Annotated in this window: 15 protein-coding genes and 1 pseudogene; 10 read left to right on the forward strand and 6 right to left on the reverse strand. The window is 66.8% G+C overall.

Translation table 11 applies throughout. The features are described from left to right. Positions 1–62: 62 nt before the first annotated feature. Genes Q0P60_RS03040 through metH form a run of 3 tightly spaced genes read left to right on the forward strand, consistent with a single transcriptional unit; the run spans position 63 to position 4,839 of the window. Positions 63–992, forward strand: a complete 930-nt coding sequence (locus tag Q0P60_RS03040) for a metalloregulator ArsR/SmtB family transcription factor (protein WP_049465810.1) — start codon at positions 63–65, stop codon at positions 990–992. A 13-nt stretch (positions 993–1,005) separates the two neighbouring features. Next, the gene (locus Q0P60_RS03045) at positions 1,006–2,097 is read left to right on the forward strand and encodes a homocysteine S-methyltransferase family protein (RefSeq protein WP_294988098.1); all 1,092 of its coding nucleotides are present in this window, start codon (positions 1,006–1,008) and stop codon (positions 2,095–2,097) included. A gap of 57 nt (positions 2,098–2,154) precedes the next feature. After that, positions 2,155–4,839, forward strand: a complete 2,685-nt coding sequence (gene metH, locus Q0P60_RS03050) for a methionine synthase (protein WP_294988100.1) — start codon at positions 2,155–2,157, stop codon at positions 4,837–4,839. Positions 4,840–4,913: 74 nt separating this feature from the next. Here the strand turns inward: metH and Q0P60_RS03055 are convergent, their stop codons facing one another. The 5 genes from Q0P60_RS03055 to Q0P60_RS03075 form a co-directional block, all read right to left on the reverse strand. Then, positions 4,914–5,600 (reverse strand): DUF2058 family protein, encoded by a 687-nt coding sequence (locus tag Q0P60_RS03055; protein ID WP_294988102.1) that lies wholly within the window; start codon positions 5,598–5,600, stop codon positions 4,914–4,916. Positions 5,601–5,610: 10 nt separating this feature from the next. Further along, positions 5,611–5,850 (reverse strand): SlyX family protein, encoded by a 240-nt coding sequence (locus Q0P60_RS03060; RefSeq protein ID WP_046982650.1) that lies wholly within the window; start codon positions 5,848–5,850, stop codon positions 5,611–5,613. Further along, positions 5,843–7,192 (reverse strand): UDP-glucose/GDP-mannose dehydrogenase family protein, encoded by a 1,350-nt coding sequence (locus Q0P60_RS03065; protein ID WP_294988105.1) that lies wholly within the window; start codon positions 7,190–7,192, stop codon positions 5,843–5,845. The genes Q0P60_RS03060 and Q0P60_RS03065 overlap by 8 nt, the downstream gene beginning before the upstream one ends. A gap of 23 nt (positions 7,193–7,215) precedes the next feature. Next, on the reverse strand, positions 7,216–8,193 hold the full coding sequence (locus tag Q0P60_RS03070) for an FKBP-type peptidyl-prolyl cis-trans isomerase (protein WP_133935094.1): 978 nt from the start codon (positions 8,191–8,193) through the stop codon (positions 7,216–7,218). Positions 8,194–8,289: 96 nt separating this feature from the next. After that, complete coding sequence (locus Q0P60_RS03075) at positions 8,290–8,877, reverse strand: glutathione peroxidase (RefSeq protein ID WP_294988108.1); 588 nt, start codon at positions 8,875–8,877, stop codon at positions 8,290–8,292. Between the two features lie 367 nt (positions 8,878–9,244). Between Q0P60_RS03075 and Q0P60_RS20615 the strand changes: the two are divergent. The 7 genes and pseudogenes from Q0P60_RS20615 to Q0P60_RS03105 all read left to right on the forward strand — a co-directional run bounded on the left by Q0P60_RS20615 (position 9,245) and on the right by Q0P60_RS03105 (position 13,816). Further along, a pseudogene (locus Q0P60_RS20615) lies at positions 9,245–9,480 on the forward strand (hypothetical protein). A gap of 2 nt (positions 9,481–9,482) precedes the next feature. Next, positions 9,483–9,842 carry a GntR family transcriptional regulator gene (locus Q0P60_RS03080; RefSeq protein ID WP_005410261.1) on the forward strand — a complete coding sequence of 120 codons (360 nt, stop codon included), beginning with the start codon at positions 9,483–9,485 and terminating at the stop codon, positions 9,840–9,842. Continuing rightward, positions 9,842–10,717 (forward strand): ABC transporter ATP-binding protein, encoded by an 876-nt coding sequence (locus Q0P60_RS03085; protein WP_294988110.1) that lies wholly within the window; start codon positions 9,842–9,844, stop codon positions 10,715–10,717. The genes Q0P60_RS03080 and Q0P60_RS03085 overlap by 1 nt, the downstream gene beginning before the upstream one ends. Further along, a complete protein-coding gene (locus tag Q0P60_RS03090) occupies positions 10,714–11,736 on the forward strand; it encodes an ABC-2 transporter permease (RefSeq protein ID WP_294988112.1) in 1,023 nt (340 codons plus the stop codon). The genes Q0P60_RS03085 and Q0P60_RS03090 overlap by 4 nt, the downstream gene beginning before the upstream one ends. Positions 11,737–11,760: 24 nt before the next feature. Next, positions 11,761–12,648: a DUF4097 family beta strand repeat-containing protein gene (locus Q0P60_RS03095; RefSeq protein WP_294988114.1), complete on the forward strand. Its 888-nt coding sequence runs from the start codon at positions 11,761–11,763 to the stop codon at positions 12,646–12,648. A 30-nt stretch (positions 12,649–12,678) separates the two neighbouring features. Next, a complete protein-coding gene (locus tag Q0P60_RS03100; RefSeq protein WP_294988116.1) occupies positions 12,679–13,290 on the forward strand; it encodes a hypothetical protein in 612 nt (203 codons plus the stop codon). A 100-nt stretch (positions 13,291–13,390) separates the two neighbouring features. Further along, positions 13,391–13,816, forward strand: coding sequence for a hypothetical protein (locus Q0P60_RS03105; RefSeq protein WP_294988118.1), 426 nt, complete (start codon positions 13,391–13,393; stop codon positions 13,814–13,816). A 116-nt stretch (positions 13,817–13,932) separates the two neighbouring features. On the opposite strand, the gene Q0P60_RS03110 is transcribed toward Q0P60_RS03105, so the two are convergent. Next, positions 13,933–15,372: a class II fumarate hydratase gene (locus tag Q0P60_RS03110; RefSeq protein WP_294988120.1), complete on the reverse strand. Its 1,440-nt coding sequence runs from the start codon at positions 15,370–15,372 to the stop codon at positions 13,933–13,935. Positions 15,373–15,451 lie beyond the last annotated feature (79 nt).

Here is a 15,451-nt window from a genome sequence, read left to right on the forward strand (position 1 = left end):
CGACTTGACCGCGACAGGCCATCTCGGCGAATATATCTCTATATCGCGATAGGTAGATATTTATGGATCTTGAAGACTGGTCGACCCGCCTGAAGGTGTTCGCCGACGCGACCCGCGTGCGCCTGCTGGCGCTGCTGGAGCAGGAGGAACTGACCGTGGCCGAACTGTCGGCGATCACCCGCCTGGCGCAGCCGCGCGTGTCCACCCACCTGGCGCGCCTGAAGGAAGCCGGCCTGGTACGCGACCGCCGTGCCGGCGTGTCGGCCTACTACCGCTTCGACGAGGCCCAGCTGGACCCGGCGCAGCGTGCATTGTGGCATGCCTTGAGCAACGGAAGCGATGACCCGCTGCTGCGCCAGGATGCCGAGCGGGTGGCGGCAGTACTCGCGCACCGTGCCTCGGACCAGAACTGGGCCGACAGCGTTGCTGGCGACATGGAGCGCCACTACTCCCCGGGGCGTACCTGGGAAGCGCTGGCACGGACCGCACTGCCGCTGCTGGAAACCGGCGACGTGCTGGACATCGCCTCCGGCGATGGCGTGCTGGCCGAGCTCGTCGCGCCGCATGCCAAGCGCTACATCTGCATCGACACCAGCGCGCGCGTGGTCGCCGCCGCCAGCGAACGCCTGCGCCGCCTGCCCAACGTGGAAGTCCGCGAAGGCGACATGCATGCCCTGCCGTTCAAGGACAGCAGCTTCGACCTGGTGGTGCTGATGCACGCACTGACCTACGCCAGCAAGCCGGCGCAGGCGGTGACCGAGGCCGCGCGCGTATTGCGCCCGGGCGGCCGCCTGCTGCTGTGCAGCCTGGCCCGGCACGAACACAAGGCCGCGGTGGAGGCCTACGGCCACGTCAATCTCGGCTTCAGCGACAAGGAGCTGCGCAGGTTCGTCGACAAGGCCGGCCTGCAGGTCTCCAGCCTGGAGACGGTCACCCGCGAAAAGCGCCCGCCGCACTTCGAAGTGATCTCGCTGATCGCCAACAAGCCCTGAGCCCGAGGCCACCATGTCCGCCCTGCCCTGGTTGCATCCCGATCGTGCCAATGCGCTGCTCGACGCCCTGCGCGAACGGATCCTGATCATCGACGGCGCGATGGGCACGATGATCCAGCGCCACGGCCTGCAGGAGGACGACTACCGCGGTGAACGCTTCGCCGGCGGCTACGACCACGCGCATGGCCCGGGCTGCGACCACGCCGCGCCGGAGGGGCATGACCTGAAGGGCAACAACGACCTGCTGCTGCTGACCCGGCCGCAGGTCATCGCCGACATCCACACCGCCTATCTCGAAGCCGGCGCGGATCTGGTCGAGACCAATACCTTCAACGCCACCTCGGTCAGCCAGGCCGACTACCACCTGGAACACCTGGTCTACGAGTTGAACAAGGCCGGCGCCACCGTCGCGCGTGGCTGCTGCGAGGCCGTGGCCGCGACCACGCCGGGCAAGCCGCGCTTCGTGATCGGGGTGATCGGCCCGACCAGCCGCACCGCCTCGATCAGCCCGGACGTCAACGACCCGGGCTTCCGCAACACCAGCTTCGATGAGCTGCGCGACACCTACCGCGAAGCCATCGACGGCCTGATCGACGGCGGAGCCGACACCATCATGGTCGAGACCATCTTCGATACGCTCAACGCCAAGGCCGCGCTCTACGCGCTGGAAGAGGCCTTCGACGCCCGCGGCGCGCGGCTGCCGGTGATGATCTCCGGCACCATCACCGATGCCTCCGGGCGCACCCTGTCCGGGCAGACCGCCGAGGCCTTCCATGCCTCGCTGGCGCACGCGCGGCCGCTTTCGATCGGGCTGAACTGCGCACTGGGTGCCGACGCGATGCGTCCGCATGTGGAAACCCTGGCGCAGGTCGCCGACTGCCACGTCAGCGCCCATCCCAATGCAGGCCTGCCCAATGCCTTCGGCGAGTACGACGAAACACCCGGCGAAATGGCCGCCACCCTGCGCGGTTTCGCCGAGGATGGCCTGTTGAACCTGGTCGGCGGCTGCTGCGGTTCCACGCCCGAGCACATCCGCGCCATCGCCGAGGCCGTGGCCGGGCTGCCGCCGCGCGTCCTGCCCGGCGCCCGGGAGCAGGCCGCATGAACGTTGCCGCCAGCGTTCCGCACTTCCCGCCCTATTGCCGCTGAGCCGCCGCCCGCCATGACGCCCGTCCGCCCTACCCGCCTGTCCGGCCTGGAACCCCTGGTCATCACCCCGGACCTGTTGTTCATCAACGTCGGCGAGCGCACCAACGTCACCGGCAGCGCGCAGTTCCGCAAGCTGATCAAGGAAGGCCGCCATGAAGAGGCGGTGGACGTGGCCCGCCAGCAGGTGGCCAGCGGCGCGCAGATCCTCGACGTCAACATGGACGAGGGCCTGATCGATTCGGAAGCGGCGATGACCCGCTACCTCAACCTGATCATGTCCGAACCGGACATCGCGCGCATCCCGGTGATGGTCGACTCCTCCAGATGGAGCGTGATCGAGGCCGGCCTGAAATGCCTGCAGGGCAAGAGCGTGGTCAATTCGATCTCGCTGAAGGAAGGCGAAGCACTGTTCCGCGAGCATGCGCGCAAGGTCCTGCGCTATGGCGCCGCTGCGGTGGTGATGGCCTTCGATGAGAACGGGCAGGCTGACAGCTGTGCGCGCAAGGTCGAGATCTGCACCCGCGCCTACCGCATCCTGGTCGATGAGATCGGCTTTCCGCCGCAGGACATCATCTTCGACCCGAACATCTTCGCCGTCGCCACCGGCATCGAGGAACACGACAACTACGCAGTCGACTTCATCGAAGCCACCCGCATCATCAAGCAGACCTTGCCGCATTGCCACGTGTCCGGTGGCGTTTCCAATGTCTCGTTCTCGTTCCGCGGCAACGAAACAGTGCGCCAGGCCATCCACTCGGTGTTCCTGTACCACGCCATCGCTGCCGGCATGGACATGGGCATCGTCAACGCCGGCGCCATGCCGATCTATGACGAACTGGAACCGGAGCTGCGCGAGCGCGTCGAGGATGTGATCCTCAACCGCCGCAGCGATGCCACCGAGCGCCTGCTGGAGATCGCCGAACGCTACAAGGGAAGGAAGGGCGCGGCCAGGACCGAGGACCTGGGCTGGCGCGACAAGCCGGTGGCGCAGCGCCTGGCGCACGCACTGGTGCACGGCCTGGATGCCTACGTCGAGGAAGACACCGAACTGGCCCGGCAGGCCTCCAGCCGCCCGCTGGATGTGATCGAGGGCCCGTTGATGGATGGCATGAACGTCGTCGGCGACCTGTTCGGTGCCGGCAAGATGTTCCTGCCGCAGGTGGTGAAATCCGCACGCGTGATGAAGAAGGCGGTCGCCTACCTGCTGCCCTACATCGAAGCCGAGAAGGCGCGCAGCGGCGACACCGCCAAGAGCAATGGCCGCATCATCATGGCCACGGTGAAGGGCGACGTGCACGACATCGGCAAGAACATCGTCGGCGTGGTCCTGGCCTGCAACAACTTCGAGGTGATCGACCTGGGCGTGATGGTGCCTGCGCAGAAGATCCTCGATGCCGCGCGCGAACACAACGCCGACCTGATCGGCCTGTCCGGCCTGATCACCCCGTCACTGGAGGAGATGAGCCACGTCGCCCGCGAGATGCAGCGCCAGGGCTTCGACCTGCCGTTGCTGATCGGCGGCGCCACCACCTCGCGCGCGCACACCGCGTTGAAGATCGACCCGCACTACCACGCGCCAACCGTGTGGGTGAAGGACGCTTCGCGCGCGGTCGGCGTGGCGCAGTCGCTGATTTCGCGCGACCTGCGCGAGGCCTTCGTCGCCGCCAATGAAGCGGACTATGCGGAGATCCGCGCACGCCACCGCAACCGTGGCGACGCCAAGCGCCTGGTCACGCTGGAGCATGCACGTGGGCAGAAGTTCCAGGGCGGCTGGGACAGCTACACACCGCCTGCGCCGAAGCAACCCGGCCTGCACGTATTCGACGACTATCCGCTGGCCGAACTGGTCGACTACATCGACTGGACCCCGTTCTTCCAGGCCTGGGAACTGGCCGGCAAGTTCCCGGCCATCCTCACCGATGAGATTGTCGGCATCCAGGCCAGCGAGCTGTACCGCGACGCCCGTGCGATGCTCGACCGCATCGTCGGCGAGCGCTGGCTGACCGCCCGGGCGGTGTTCGGCCTGTGGCCGGCCAACAGCATCGGCGACGACGTGCGCGTGCAGCACCCGCAGGGCGAAACCACCCTGTACTTCCTGCGCCAGCAGGTGGACAAGCCGGTCGAACGCCCGGACTTCTGCCTGGCCGATTTCATCGCCCCGGCCGACAGCGGCAGGCAGGACTGGATCGGCGCGTTCGCGGTCACCGCTGGCATCGGCATCGACGCGCACGTGGCGCGTTTTGAAGCCGAGCACGACGACTACAACGCCATTCTGCTGAAGGCACTGGCCGATCGTTTCGCCGAAGCACTGGCCGAACGCCTGCACCAGCGCGTGCGCACCGAATTCTGGGGCTATGACCATGCCGAGACGCTGGACAACGAAGCCCTGATCGACGAGCAGTACCGCGGCATCCGCCCGGCACCGGGTTACCCGGCCTGCCCCGAGCACAGCGAGAAGCGCCGCCTGTTCGACCTGCTGCAGGCCGAACACCATGCCGGCATGGAACTGACCGAGAGCTTCGCGATGCTGCCCACGGCGGCGGTGTCGGGCTACTACTTCAGCCACCCGCAGAGCCAGTACTTCGTGGTCGGCCGGCTCAGCCGCGAGCAGGTCAGCGACTACGCCCGCCGCAAGGGCGTGGACCGCGCCCAGGCCGAACGCTGGCTGGCCTCCAACCTCGACTACGACCCCGAATAAAAAAGGGGACGGAGGGGATTAAGTCGTTTGTGGCACTAACGACTTAATCCCCTCCGTCCCCTTTTTGTTTGCGGTTACCAGACCAGGTCGTCGGGGACCTGGTACTGCGGGTCGGCGTAGGGGTCTTCTTCGGCCGGCGCGTTCGGATCGACCTTCAGCGCGACCGATGCGGCAAACACCGCTTCGGACTGGGCCAGCACCTCGGCGGTCACCAGCAGGTAGCGGCCATTGAGCTGGACCACGCCCAGCTCACCGGCGTTGAGCGCGGTCAGCTGTTCGGCGGTGACGTAGATGCGCTTGATCTTGCCGCCATACGGGAAGTGGCGCGCGATGTCCGCGGCCTCGGCATTGAGGCTCTTGTCCTTCAGCAGTTCTTCCAGCTTGGCCTTCGCCTCGCGGCGCACGCGTGCCTCTTCCTGCTTCAGGCGCTCGGTCTCGATGCGCTCTTCCTTCTCACGCTGCGCGCGGATGGCATAGGCCTTGGCCAGGTCCATCTCTTCAGCGCTGCGCGGCTTGCGTGGGCCCTGTTGGCCCTGGCCGGCACGCGCCTGGTCGCGCCCCTTGCCCGGGCCACCCGGCCCGTGCCCGCGGCGCTCGCCGGGCTTGTGCTCGCCCTTGCCTGCGCCCTGCGGCTTTCCATTGCCATTGCCACCCTTGCCCTGCGGGCGGCCATCACGGCGGGGGCCATCGTTCTTGCGCTCGGGCTTGGGCGCCGGCTTGAAGCCCAGGCCCAGCAGCTGGTCGCGGAGGGTATCGCTCATAGAGATCGGATCAGTAGTGCGGCGGCGGCGGTTCGCTCGCCGGATCGGAAGAATTCAGCGCGTTGCGGACCTTGCCCAGGTCCTCCAGCAGCACGCGCAGTACGTCGGCATTGCGCATGCCCTGCATGCGCGCATCGGCCAGCGCATCGCTCAGCTCGGCCAGCGCCTGTTCCTGGAAGGACACGCGCATTTCCAGCTCGACCAGGCGCGCTTCCAGCGCCTGCTCGCGTTCGGTCGGCAGCTCAGACATGCAGCGAGCGCCCCCGGCCGATGCCGTAGTAGGCCAGGCCTGCAGCTTCGACCTCGGCCGGTTCGTACAGGTTGCGCCCATCGAACACCGCCGCATCCTTCAGCTGCTCGCGCAGCTTCTGGAAATCGGGGCTGCGGAACTGCTTCCACTCGGTCACCACGACCAGCGCATCGGCGCCCTGCAGCGCTTCATCGGCACTGTTGCAGAACACCAGGTCATCGCGCTCGCCGAAGATGCGCTGCGATTCATGCATCGCTTCCGGGTCGTAGGCACGCACCGAAGCCCCGCCTTCCCACAGCTGCGCCAGCAGGCGACGGCTGGAGGCTTCGCGCATGTCGTCGGTATTCGGCTTGAACGCCAGGCCCCACACGGCAAAGGTCTTGCCGCGCACGCCTTCATCCTCGCCCTTGTCGTAATGACGCTGGATGAGCGCGAACAGGTGGCCCTTCTGGGCCTCGTTGACCGCCTCCACCGCGTTCAGCAGCTGCGGCTCCAGGCCGTGCTGCTGGGCGGTACGGGCCAGCGCCTGCACATCCTTCGGGAAGCACGAGCCACCGTAGCCGGCGCCCGGGTAGATGAAGTGCCAGCCGATGCGCGGGTCCGAACCGATGCCCTGGCGGACCTGCTCGACGTCGGCACCGACGCGTTCGGCGATGTTGGCGATTTCGTTCATGAACGAAATCTTGGTCGCCAGCATCGCGTTCGCTGCGTACTTGGTCAGCTCGGCCGAGCGCACGTCCATTTCCACCACGCGATCGTGGTTGCGGTTGAACGGCGCGTACAGGCGACGCATCACCGCCACCGACTCCTCGCTGGTCGCACCGATGATGATGCGGTCCGGGCGCATGCAGTCGGCAACCGCGTCGCCTTCCTTCAGGAATTCCGGGTTGGACACCACGTCGAAGGCGATGTCCGCGCCGCGCGCGGCCAGCTCTGCGGCGATGGCGGCACGCACCTTGTCGGCGGTGCCAACCGGCACCGTCGACTTGTTGACCACCACGGTCGGCACGCTCATGTGCTGGCCGATGGTGCGGGCCACGGCCAGCACGTACTGCAGGTCGGCGCTGCCATCCTCGTCCGGCGGCGTGCCGACGGCGATGAACACCACCTGGCCGTGCTGGATCGCGGCCGCGGCATCGGTGGTGAAGGCCAGCCGCGATGCGGCATGGTTGCTCTTCACCATCGGCTCCAGGCCGGGCTCATAGATCGGGATGATGCCCTGGTTGAGGCCATCGACCTTGGCCTGGTCGATATCGACGCAGACCACCTGATGACCGACATCGGCCAGGCAGGTACCGGTCACCAGACCTACGTAACCGGTACCGAAAATCGCAACGCGCATGTCCGTGCAGGCTCCGTGGTCGCTTACGGCAGGACGCCCAGCAGCTCGACGTCGAACGTCAGAGTTGCGTTCGGGCCGATCGGGCCACCCGGGGTGCCGTTCTCGCCATAGGCCAGGTTGCCCGGGATCCAGAAGCGGTACTTCGAACCGACCGGCATCAGCGCAACGCCTTCGGTCCAGCCCTTGATCACCTGGTCCAGGCCGAATTCGGCCGGCTGACGGCCGTAGGAGCTGTCGAACACGGTGCCGTTGAGCAGCTTGCCTTCGTAGTTCACGCGCACCTTGCTGCTCGGCAGCGGACGCTCGCCACTACCCGGGCGGATGATCTGGTACTGCAGGCCCGACGCGGTGGTCACCACGCCCGGCTGGGTCTTGTTCTTGGCCAGGAAGGCATTGCCCTCTTCGCGGTTGGTCTGCGCAGCGGCGGCGGCCTTGGCCTGCATTTCCGCCTGCTTGCTGCCCATGAAGGCCTGGATGGTGGCGGTCGCATCAGCTTCCGTCATCTTCGGCTGACCCTTGCTCAGGCCGGTGCTGATCGCGTCGAACAGCGAGGCGACGTCGATATCGTCCTTGAGCTGCGCCAGCGACGGACCCACCGAGTACGAACCGATCATCTGCGACACCTTGACGCGGTCGACCTTCGGCGGCTGCGAACCCGGCGCCACGCCCGGCACCTGCTGGCCGCTGCGGGCCATGACGACCTGGCGCAGGGCCGCGTCGGTGGCCTTGGCCTGTTCCTGGGTGATCTGCGGCTGCAGACCTTCGAAGGAACGCTCCACGGCGGTGCGCAGCGCGGCCACGTCGATCTCATCAGCGATCGGGGTGAACGACTTGGCCACGTCCAGGCCGATGGCGTAGCCGAGCTTCTGCTTGGGGGAATTCAAGGTTGCGGTCTCCTTGGCGGCTGCGGGGGCAGCCGGTTGTTGCGACAGAGCGACACCCGAAGTGCCCATCGCCAGAATCAGAACCGACGCCGCGGCGCCGCGCATTCCCATCTTCATTCGCTGCATTCCTGGAAGTGTCTGGGCGCCGACGTCGGCGCGAAAAGAAACATTGTCGCACGCATGCCGTCGATGTCGAGGCATCCGTGCCGGATATCAATGCGTGGCAGCGGTGGCCAACGCCTTGTCGATGGCGGCGGTGAGCTGCGGGTCGTCCGGCGTCACCTTGCTGGCGAACTGGGCGATGACCTTGCCATCGCGGCCGACCAGGTACTTGTGGAAGTTCCAGCCCGGCGCCACGCCGGTCGCGGCGGTCAGCCGCTGGTACAGCGGCGTGGCCTCCGTGCCGACCACGTGCACCTTCTCGAACATCGGGAACTTGACGCCATAGGTAAGCGTGCAGAAGTCCTGGATCTGCTTCTCGTCGCCCGGCTCCTGGCCCTTGAAGTCGTTGGACGGGAAGCCGAGCACGGCGAAGCCGCGGCCGGCATAGCGCTTCTGCAGCGCCTCCAGACCTTCGTACTGCGGGGTATAGCCGCACTTGCTGGCGGTGTTGACCACCAGCAGGACCTGCCCGTGGTAGCGCTGCTGCAGGTTGACCTGCTGCTTGCTGGCCAGCGGCCGGTAATCCAGGTCCAGCAGATCGGCGGCCAGGGCACTGGCGGAACCGGCGACACCGGCCACCATCAGGGCCAGCAGGGACAGGCCGCGCAGGCGGCGCGGGGAAACGGTCGGCAGGGGCATCAGGAGCAGTCCGCGGTAGCCATTCACAGGGCCCGGCCAACGGCGGCCGGGAATCGGCCGAACTATAGCACCGGGCTTCCGCGGCCCTGTTGGCACGGGCCCGCCATGGCTTTGCGCGGCGTGGCGGATCCATTGTCGGCCGCGTCTGGACAGCATTGCGCTGACATAACATGGACATTGCTGAATGCAAGGCGCTCCCCAGGCGACCTCGGTTTCAGAAATATTTCCCTTCAATATCAATGCATTGAACGGATATTTCGAACCAGTGACCGCCCCTGCCATCAGTTGGGGTCGGCAAGGGCTTGCACGGCGGCGTGCCGGTGTTATAGTTGCATACAACACCAGTCACCTGAGACAGGGGGAAGCCATGAACATCCGGATCCGTCGCAACCTCGCCGCACCCGCGGCCGCTGCAGTTTCGACCCTGATCGTACTGGCCTGGCTGGCCGCGCCCAGCCTCCCTGACTCCGTTGGCAGTGCGCAGGACGCGACCGCTTCTCCGGCCGGAAACGCCGATCCTCCCCCCCTCCCCCGCGTCGGCTGCACAGCTCCCTGTCCATGCCGTATTTCTCGTTCGCCCAGCCGCTGACCCCACGGAGCTGAATATGAGCGACATCCAGTGGAGCGACGGCGCTCCCATCTATCGTCAGCTGAAGGAGCGCGTGATCGCCATGATGCTTGACGGAATCCTCAAGCCGGGCGATGCCCTGCCTTCGGTGCGCCAGGTGGCCGCCGACTACCAGCTCAACCCCATCACCGTTTCGCGCGCTTACCAGGAACTGGCCGACGAAGGCCTGGTCGAAAAGCGCCGCGGCCTGGGCATGTTCATGACCGAGCAGGCCGCCACGCAGCTGCGCAGCAGCGAGCGCGAGCGCTTCCTCAACGAAGAGTGGCCGGCCGTGCTGGAGCGCATCCAGCGCCTGGGCCTGAGCCTCGACGAATTGCTGCCCCAGGGGAAAGTCTGATGAATAGCACCGCAAGTGAACCGGTCATCACCGCCCGAGGCCTGCGCAAGGCCTACAAGACCACGCTCGCCCTCGACAATGCCAGTTTCAGCATTCCCAGCGGCCGCATCGTCGGCCTGATCGGCCCCAACGGCGCCGGCAAGACCACCGCACTGAAGGCAGTGCTCGGCCTGACCTCGGTGGAAGGCGAACTGAACGTGCTCGGCCGCGATCCGCGGCTGCACCGCGATGAGCTGATGAACGACATCTGCTTCATCGCCGACGTCGCCGTGCTGCCGCGTTGGCTGAAGGTCCGCGAGGCGATCGACTTCGTCGCCGGCGTCCATCCGCGCTTCGACCGCGCCCGTTGCGAGCGCTTCCTGGCCAACACCAAGCTGCAGCCGAAGCAGCGCGTACGCGAACTGTCCAAGGGCATGATCGTGCAGCTGCACCTGGCGCTGGTGATGGCCATCGATGCCCGCATCCTGGTGCTGGACGAACCCACCCTGGGCCTGGACATCCTGTACCGCAAGGAGTTCTACCAGCGCCTGCTGGAAGACTACTTCGACGAGCAGAAGACCATCATCGTCACCACCCACCAGGTGGAAGAGATCGAGCACATCCTCAGCGATGTCATGTTCATCCGCGACGGCCGCATCGTGCTCGACGCGGAGATGGATGAGGTCGGGCAGCGCTACACCGAACTGCTGGTCAATGCCGAGCAGCTGGACACCGCGCGCGCGCTGAAGCCGATCGACGAGCGCAGCCTGGCCTTCGGCAAGACCGTGATGCTGTTCGACGGCGTACCGCGCACCCAGCTTTCCACCCTTGGCGAGACCCGCAGCCCGGGCCTGGCCGACCTGTTCGTCGCCGTCATGAAGGGGACCTACGCATGAATGCCGTCAACCACCCCGTCAGCCCGTTGGGCACCCTGCGCTGGCTGCTCAAGCGCGAGTACTGGGAAAACCGCGGCGGCTTCCTGTATGCGCCGCTGATCGCCGGCCTGATCTCGCTGGTGATGAGCACCGTCGGCATCGCCTTCGGCCTGTTCGCGCTGAACCGCGCCGCACGCAGCGGCGGCCTGCATGTCGATGGCGAGAGCGTGAACGTCAACGGCCTGGACCTGGCGCTGCTCACCCGCAACATCAACGGCAAGGACCTGGCCGATCTCGGCAACGGCCTGGACCTGACCCTGGTGCTCAGCTCGGCCTGGCCGTTCCTGGTGCTGGCCTTCGTGGTGTTCTTCTATTGCCTGGGCGCCCTGTACGACGATCGCCGCGACCGCAGCATCCTGTTCTGGAAGTCGCTGCCGCTGTCGGACACCCAGACCGTGCTGTCCAAAGTGATCAGTGCGTTGATCGTGGCGCCGTTGATCGCGGTGATCGCCGCCATCCTGACCATGTTCGGCTTCATGCTGATCATCAGCATCGTCGCGATGGTGCACGGTGGCAGCCCGATGGCGCTGATCTGGGGGCCGGCCAGCCCGCTGACCCTGGCCGCCGGCCATCTGGCCTGGATTCCGGTCTATGCCCTGTGGGCGCTGCCCACCGCCGGCTGGCTGCTGCTGTGCTCGGCCTGGGCCCGCAGCAAGCCGTTCCTGTGGGCGGTGATGCTGCCGCTGTTTGCCGGCGTCATTGTCAGCACCACCAAGATCATGCCGCTGATCGGACTGAGCACCGGCTGGTTCTGGCAGAACATCGTCGGCCGCCTGCTGCTGGGCGGCGTACCGGGCATGGACCTGGTGTACCGCCTCAGCGCCGGTTCCCGTCGTGACCTCGATTCGGTGGTCAGCCTGATGTCGCCGACCTCGCAGCTGAAGTCGCTGGCGATGCCGGAACTGTGGATCGGTGCGGCCGTCGGTGCAGTGTTCATTTTCCTCGCCATCCGCCTGCGCAAGCGCGCCGGCGAAATCTGATCCATCCACCCGGAGGCACCACCCATGCGTTCCCTGCTTGCCTGTACCGCGTTGTTGCTGTTGCCGTTGTCGGCGCTGGCCGCCGATACCTCGGATTGCAAGTTCTCCGCGCAGCGCGCGTTGAAGCTGGACCTGGCCGGTGCCAAGGCCGTGGTGTTCGAAGTGAACCAGCACGACCTGAAGATCGTCGCCAGCAAGGGCGGCGGCCAGCTGGAGGGCCGCGCCTGCGCCTCCAGCAAGGAGTGGCTGGACCAGCTGGTGCTGGACCAGCAGCGCAGTGGTGACACGCTGATCGTCAGCCTGCGCCGCGAAGGCCGCAGCCCCAGCATCAGCTGGGGCAACAACTACGCCTCGCTGGACGTGCGTGGCAGCGTGCCGGACAACCTGCCGCTGCAGATCAAGGTCGGCTCCGGTGACGTCAGCGTGGAGAATGCGCAGTCGCTGAGCGTGGATGTCGGTTCCGGTGATGCCGTGGTCCGCGGCACCCGCGGCGGCATCCAGGCGGCGGTGGGATCAGGCGACCTCAACATCGATGGCGGCCGCTCCTTCAACCTGCGCTCGCTCGGCTCCGGCGATGTCACCGTGCGCAATATCGGCGGTGACGCCAGCACCGGCACGGTCGGCTCCGGCGACCTGAAGATCGCCGATGTGCGTGGCAACGCGCGGCTGGACACGGTCGGCTCCGGCGACATCGAGTTCAAGCGCGTGCAGGGCAACGTCGAGGTCGGCGTGGTCGGCTCCGGCGGCGTCGATCTGGCCGATATCGGTGGCAATGTGCATGTGCGCAGCCACGGCTCGGGTGACATCCAGGTTGACGGCGTGCGCGGCAGCCTGACCGTCGACCACAGCGGCAGCGGCGATGTCGACCACCGCAATGTCAGCGGCCGGGTCACCCTGCCGCGCAGCAAGTAAGCCACGTCCAGACACTCCAGGGGAACACCAATGAATCTGTTGCGCATGCTGCCCGCCACGCTGCTGTGCCTGCCGCTGATCGCCTGCGGCGGCACCTCCTCCCCGTCCGACCCGACCCTCGGCAAGAGTGTCGCCGAGGCCACCAGCGGCGTTGGCCAGACCGTCAAGGAGGCGATGGACGATGCCCGCAAGGAGATCACCCAGGGCAACATCAAGATCTCCGGCGACAAGCAGCCGCGCGCGGAGATCACGCCGGATGGCCGCCTGCTGATCGCCGGCAAGGAGATCACCGTCAATGACGCCCAGCACCGTGCACTGCTGGCGTACCGCGGCCACGTGGTTGCGATCGCGATGGACGGCATGGACGTCGGCGTGGCCGGCGCCAAGCTGGGGGCCAGCGCGGCCGGCGAGGCGCTGAAGGGCATCTTCAGCGGCGACAGCGAAGGCGTCGAGAAACGCATCAACGCCGAAGCCGAGAAGATCGAAGCCCAGGCCAAGCGCATCTGCGCACGCCTGCCGGCGATGCTGGCCAGCCAGCAGGCGCTGGCGCGCGAACTGCCGGCCTTCAAGCCGTATGCAACGATGGACCAGAGCGACGTGGACGATTGCGGCAAGAACAACTCGGTCACGTTCTCCAGGTGAGACATTTCAGCGCACCCGGCCGGCCGTGGCATCCCACGACCGGCCGGGCCGCGCTGGCGGGCTTACAATGGCCGCCCCGGACGCCCCCGAACCGAATGCCATGAAGAAGTTGTTCCTGCTGCTGGCCGCCCTGCTCTGCCTGGGCCTGGTCGGCTGTGACAAGGATTACCGCAACCACCGCGCCGAGCGCGGCAAGCCCAAGATTTCCGTCAGCCAGGGCATGGTCACCGTGCGCCGCCCGCCGGCGCCGAACATCATCATCCTCGGCGACGGCACGATGAAGGTGGATGAGATCCAGATTCCGCTGGATGACAGCCAGAGGCAGATGCTGCAGACGATGTTCGGCAAGCTGCAGGTGCTGCGCCAGAACACGCTGGTGGCCGCGCCGGCCGATCCCAACATGCAGCCGGTGAAGATCCAGCCGCCCGAGGGCATGGAGGTGATCCCGGCGGACCTGACCCAGCGCATCCCGGAGTTCAAGGATTACACCGACACCTTCGGCAACATCGTCGCCGATCGTCGCTGAAACAAAACGCCGCCCCAGGGGCGGCGTTCTGTTTTGCAGAGCCGGGCCCTCGCCCGGCTACGGCCCTGGACGCTGAGCCGAACATGAGCTCGGCTCTACAGATTGCAGAATCCAGATCAACCGCCGGCGCCACCGCCACCGGCCTGGATGCCACCTGCGGTCAGCGCGGCCGGGTCCAGCAGGCGGCGCAGCTCGGCCTCGTCCAGGCCGCTGTCTTCCAGCGCCACGTCCAGCACCGGACGCTGTTCCTTGTAGGCGCGCTTGGCGATCGCCGCCGCCTTCTCATAGCCGATGATCGGGTTCAGCGCAGTGACCAGGATCGGGTTGCGCGCCAGCGCCTCGGCGACGCGGTCCTCGCGTACCTTCAGCCCGGCGATGGCACTGTCGGCCAGCAGGGTCGACACGTTGGCGAGCAGGCCGATGCCATCGAGCAGGTTCACCGCGATCAGCGGCAGGGTGACGTTGAGCTGGAAGTTACCGGTCTGCCCCGCCACGGTGATCGCGGTGTGGTGGCCGATCACCTGCGCGCAGGCCATCACGGTCGCTTCCGGAATCACCGGATTGACCTTGCCCGGCATGATCGAGCTGCCCGGCTGCAGCGCCGGCAGTTCGATCTCGCCCAGCCCGGCCAGCGGACCGGCATTCATCCAGCGCAGATCATTGGCGATCTTGATCAGGGCCACCGCCAGCGCATTGAGCTGGCCGGACAGCTCCACCGCATCGTCCTGCGCGGCCAGGCCTTCAAACTTGTTCTCGGCGCTTTCGAACTTGATCGAGGTCTGCTGCTTCAGTGCCTTGGCCACCTGCGCGCCGAAGCGCGGATCGGCATTGATGCCGGTGCCGATGGCAGTGCCGCCCAGCGGCAGGCGGCGCACGCGCTTGAGGCTGTCCTCGATGCGCTCCTGCGCCGACGCCAGCTGCGCCGACCATGCACCGAACTCCTGCTCGAAGGTCAGCGGCATCGCATCCATGAGGTGGGTGCGGCCGGTCTTGACCACCTTGCGCAGGCTGCGGCCCTTCTTGTCCAGGGTCTTGCGCAGGTGCACCAGCGCCGGCAGCAGCTGCTCATGCACCGCCAGCACCGCCGACACGCGCAGCGCGGTCGGGATCACATCATTGGAGCTCTGCCCCTGGTTGACGTGGTCGTTGGGATGCACCGCGGTCTTGCCCGCCTTGCCGGCACGGTTGGCCAGGGTAGCGATGACCTCGTTGGCATTCATGTTCGACGACGTGCCCGAACCGGTCTGGTAGACATCGATCGGGAACTGCGCGTCCCAGTTGCCGGCGGCCACTTCGGCAGCGGCGGCCTGGATCACCTTGGCCACCGTCTTCGGCAGGTGGCCCAGTTCGGCATTGACGCCGGCGGCAGCGCCCTTGACCAGGCCCAGCGCACGGATGAACCCGCGCGGCATGCGCTGGCCCGACACCGGGAAATTCTGTACAGCGCGCTGGGTCTGCGCGCCCCACAGGGCATCGGCAGGCACCTGCAGCTCGCCCATGCTGTCATGTTCGATCCGGAATCCCGGCGTGGCACCCTTGCTTGCAGCTTTGCTCATTGCATCAACTCCGCACTACTTCAGTTGGGGAAAGGGAAGCGGCGGCTGGCAGGATGTCGCTTCCGGGGCTGGCGGCTGT

The sequence above is a fragment of the uncultured Stenotrophomonas sp. genome (assembly GCF_945952405.1).
GTDB lineage: Bacteria > Pseudomonadota > Gammaproteobacteria > Xanthomonadales > Xanthomonadaceae > Stenotrophomonas.

Bases quoted from the DNA above. Each gene is read 5' to 3' on its own strand.
- Q0P60_RS03085 (WP_294988110.1), top strand. From the start codon at position 9,842: ATGAATAGCACCGCAAGTGAACCGGTCATCACCGCCCGAGGCCTGCGC.
- Q0P60_RS03040 (WP_049465810.1), top strand. From the start codon at position 63: ATGGATCTTGAAGACTGGTCGACCCGCCTGAAGGTGTTCGCCGACGCG.
- Q0P60_RS03095 (WP_294988114.1), top strand. From the start codon at position 11,761: ATGCGTTCCCTGCTTGCCTGTACCGCGTTGTTGCTGTTGCCGTTGTCG.
- Q0P60_RS03055 (WP_294988102.1), bottom strand. From the start codon at position 5,600: ATGAGCGATACCCTCCGCGACCAGCTGCTGGGCCTGGGCTTCAAGCCG.
- Q0P60_RS03060 (WP_046982650.1), bottom strand. From the start codon at position 5,850: ATGTCTGAGCTGCCGACCGAACGCGAGCAGGCGCTGGAAGCGCGCCTG.
- Q0P60_RS03110 (WP_294988120.1), bottom strand. From the start codon at position 15,372: ATGAGCAAAGCTGCAAGCAAGGGTGCCACGCCGGGATTCCGGATCGAA.
- Q0P60_RS03070 (WP_133935094.1), bottom strand. From the start codon at position 8,193: ATGAAGATGGGAATGCGCGGCGCCGCGGCGTCGGTTCTGATTCTGGCG.
- Q0P60_RS03100 (WP_294988116.1), top strand. From the start codon at position 12,679: ATGAATCTGTTGCGCATGCTGCCCGCCACGCTGCTGTGCCTGCCGCTG.
- Q0P60_RS03045 (WP_294988098.1), top strand. From the start codon at position 1,006: ATGTCCGCCCTGCCCTGGTTGCATCCCGATCGTGCCAATGCGCTGCTC.
- Q0P60_RS03065 (WP_294988105.1), bottom strand. From the start codon at position 7,192: ATGCGCGTTGCGATTTTCGGTACCGGTTACGTAGGTCTGGTGACCGGT.
- Q0P60_RS03075 (WP_294988108.1), bottom strand. From the start codon at position 8,877: ATGCCCCTGCCGACCGTTTCCCCGCGCCGCCTGCGCGGCCTGTCCCTG.
- Q0P60_RS03080 (WP_005410261.1), top strand. From the start codon at position 9,483: ATGAGCGACATCCAGTGGAGCGACGGCGCTCCCATCTATCGTCAGCTG.
- Q0P60_RS03090 (WP_294988112.1), top strand. From the start codon at position 10,714: ATGAATGCCGTCAACCACCCCGTCAGCCCGTTGGGCACCCTGCGCTGG.
- Q0P60_RS03105 (WP_294988118.1), top strand. From the start codon at position 13,391: ATGAAGAAGTTGTTCCTGCTGCTGGCCGCCCTGCTCTGCCTGGGCCTG.
- metH (WP_294988100.1), top strand. From the start codon at position 2,155: ATGACGCCCGTCCGCCCTACCCGCCTGTCCGGCCTGGAACCCCTGGTC.